The sequence below is a fragment of the Microcystis sp. M53603_WE2 genome (genome assembly GCF_030065435.1).
The window spans coordinates 1-2,933 of record NZ_JASJFF010001113.1; the positions used below are offsets into that span (position 1 = coordinate 1).

The 2,933-nt window shown below is 43.9% G+C and carries 5 protein-coding genes; 3 read left to right on the forward strand and 2 right to left on the reverse strand.

The annotated features are described in order from the left end of the window. The 3 genes from PX481_RS23505 to PX481_RS23515 all read left to right on the forward strand — a co-directional run. Window positions 1-316, forward strand: a 316-nt coding sequence (locus PX481_RS23505; protein WP_288096343.1) for a formylglycine-generating enzyme family protein, incomplete at its 5' end; no start/stop codon positions are given. A gap of 237 nt (window positions 317-553) precedes the next feature. Then, window positions 554-928 (forward strand): putative quinol monooxygenase, encoded by a 375-nt coding sequence (locus tag PX481_RS23510; RefSeq protein WP_288096345.1) that lies wholly within the window; start codon window positions 554-556, stop codon window positions 926-928. 322 nt (window positions 929-1,250) lie between these two features. Further along, window positions 1,251-2,066: a hypothetical protein gene (locus PX481_RS23515; RefSeq protein ID WP_288027623.1), complete on the forward strand. Its 816-nt coding sequence runs from the start codon at window positions 1,251-1,253 to the stop codon at window positions 2,064-2,066. 184 nt (window positions 2,067-2,250) lie between these two features. On the opposite strand, the gene PX481_RS23520 is transcribed toward PX481_RS23515, so the two are convergent. Together PX481_RS23520 and PX481_RS23525 are read right to left on the reverse strand one after the other, a co-directional pair. Beyond that, complete coding sequence (locus PX481_RS23520; RefSeq protein WP_002764069.1) at window positions 2,251-2,607, reverse strand: type II toxin-antitoxin system PemK/MazF family toxin; 357 nt, start codon at window positions 2,605-2,607, stop codon at window positions 2,251-2,253. 2 nt (window positions 2,608-2,609) lie between these two features. After that, the gene (locus PX481_RS23525) at window positions 2,610-2,840 is read right to left on the reverse strand and encodes a hypothetical protein (protein WP_046663804.1); all 231 of its coding nucleotides are present in this window, start codon (window positions 2,838-2,840) and stop codon (window positions 2,610-2,612) included. Window positions 2,841-2,933 lie beyond the last annotated feature (93 nt).

Consider the following 2,933-nt stretch of genomic DNA (forward strand, 5'->3'; position numbering starts at 1 on the left):
ACTGAGCGGGTTCCAATTATTTTTATTAATAAATATTTTACACAATTCATACCAGGTAAGCAAGAGAGCTACGCCACTACTACCGAATCATTACCGAAATGTCTGGGAGTGGTGTCAAGATGATTGGTGCGAAAATTATGAAGAGATAAAAAAGAGCAAAAAACAGCAAAATCAGGCATATAAAGTTCTGCGGGGCGGTTCTTGGTTCAACGATCCGGATAACTGCCGTTCCGCTTACCACTACGACATCAACCGCCGCGACGACGGCAGCAGCGGCGGTTTTCGGGTGGTGCGCGGTGCTGGGAGGACTCTGTAACCCTTTTCCCCTTTTTTTCCTTTTTTCCCTTTTTCGATTTTTTTGAGCAAAATGTACTATTTATGTGGTATTTATGTACTATACAAGGATTGAGAGAATTATCTCTCTTTTGTTAAAGTGGGTTGAAACCTTGATTTCTCCTAGCCTGAAACGCGTAAATTCGTTAAAATTTTCAAGACTGACAGAAGAGACCACAAACGCGGGATACCCCTCCGCACCACCTAAAAGGAGAATCTAATGTTCAAAATCGATACTTGCTGTACTCTAGTACCCTACTTTGAAGTAAAAGAAGGAAAAATTGCTGCGTTTAAGGAGCTAGGCCCCAAGTTCATTGAGAGAACCCGCACCGAAGAGGGCTGTATCCATTATGCTTTCTCGTTTAGCGGTAATATTGTTCATTGCCGCGAGGGTTACGTCGATGCCGCCGCAGTTCTTGCCCACCTGCAAAACGTTGGGGAACTGCTAGACGAAGTTCTCAAAATCGCCAAGATTATTCGCCTAGAAGTTCACGCTCCCGCTTCCGAAATCGAAAAGCTGCGGGAGCAATTGGCTTCTCTTAACCCTCAGTTTTTCGTTCTCGACGAAGGTATTCGCCGCACCAGCGAAGCCTAACCCCGAACTGACAGAAAACGGATGCCCTATTCCCGTCTCGAAACGCACCGGATTACTTCTTTCTCCGGCGAGTTTGTCTTGCGCCCAACTATTAGAAAGATTGAGGGACAATTAAACTTTCAGTACATATCGACCATACGAGAAAAAGCGGGAGAAGAGGAGATAAATGGCAGCAAATTTCCATGTTCTTCCACTTTATTCCTGAAAGTAGAAATGATTGAAATCGTCAATTTCCACTTATTTTGGGACTGACATCACCCTGAGACTCCGAATATTCTGAAATTAGCAAGTAAACACGGCTTCCCAATTTCGGGAAAAAATTATGAATCTACGTTCTGTCAAGACTATCGTATTAAGCGGTATAGCCCTGTTGGTGGCAACTTTGCCCAGCCTCGCTCAAATTCCAATAGAGCCGATCCTTCTGACTACTGCTACTCGCTTCAATTGTGGTCCCCACTTAGAAACATATATAGTTCGTTCGCTAGATAACCGACGGGGAACTGGGATTCGTTGTGTCAAATTCAGTAAAGGACAGCAAGGCTCAAGCATTCCCCGTCTGTCCTGGTACGGGGAAGGAACCTGGGAAGGGGCTACCTACCGTCATTTGGGACAGGCGATTGACCGAGGCAGAATGTTGGTCGGGTTCGCGTCCGACATTCACGGTAACGGGGAGGATGCTAACTTCAACTATCCGGGTAATCTCGATATCCGAACGGTCAGACCAGGAGTGATTCGAGTGACTGGGGCTTGGAATGAGGAGTGGCGTTCGGCTTCCTCCGTTAACTACAACCCCTTACCCCGTCCCAAAACCTGCGGTAGCCATTTCAATCAATATCAGGTAACTGATTTGACAGGTGGGCGCAGAGGCAAAGGTCTGCGCTGTATGCTGAAAGAAGGTCCAGCCAACACAACCTGGTTCGGTAACGGGGATTGGGATGGCAACACCTATTCCCACCTGGGGACTCGCGGAAAGAACGGCTACGGGTCCGCAGATATCTGTCCACCTGAGCGAGTCCATGCCACTATTTTCGGAACCATCTGCAATAACTTCGACTACGGTTCCCTTACCTTCACCTCTACGCGCAGTGGCTTCAATGTCAACGGTGCTTGGAGCGAGAAGTGGTTATTGGTCAGGTGATTTGTCGAGAATTTCAATAAAAAAAGGTTGGGGCGAACATTAGCTCACCCCAACCTTTTTTGTCGTAATTATTTGATTAGAACTTAACCATTGATAGCGGGAGCAATCAGAGCCACGGGAGTCTGTTCGCCACTAGCTAAGTCTAAGGGTAAATGGATTATTTAAATCCTTTTATAACCCCCTATTATTCGAGTTCTTGAGGTTCAATAACCAACTTCATTCCCTGAATAATTAATTTGATTTTTTCCTGAGAAAGTCTTCCGATAGACTCCGTTAAAAGACGTTTATCAACCGTGAAAACCTGTGAAACATTAACAACACTGGATTCAGGTAAATTCCCTTCACCCTCATTCAATAAAACATTACCAATAGCTTTTGCTCGTCTCAAATTGGTTGTTAATGGACACACAATAACCGTCCCAATTTGTGACTGATTCAGAGCATCATTTTGCACCACAACACAAGGACGAAGATAAGCAGGTTCAGAACCTTGTGGTTCTCCTAAATCAATCCAATAAATATCACCTTGAAAAATCGTCATATTTACTCAGATAATTGGCGTTGATGATGGCGTATTCCCTCTAACATCAAAGTTTCTGATTCGTCCAATCCATCACTATAAGCTTCATTCCAACTATCCATTAATCGTTGTTTAGTTGTTTTTTGATTATTCAATCCTAATTGTTGATGTAACTGCTCCAATAACCATTTTTTATCTTCAAGAGAACAGTCTCGTAATTTTTGTTCCAGTTCAATAATTTGAGGGGATATCATAAAATTAACTCCACTTAACATTGAGCTATATCATAATTCTAACAACAAAAAAGCACCCCCTTGCGGGAGTGCCTTTTCGTTCAGACTAGGAAT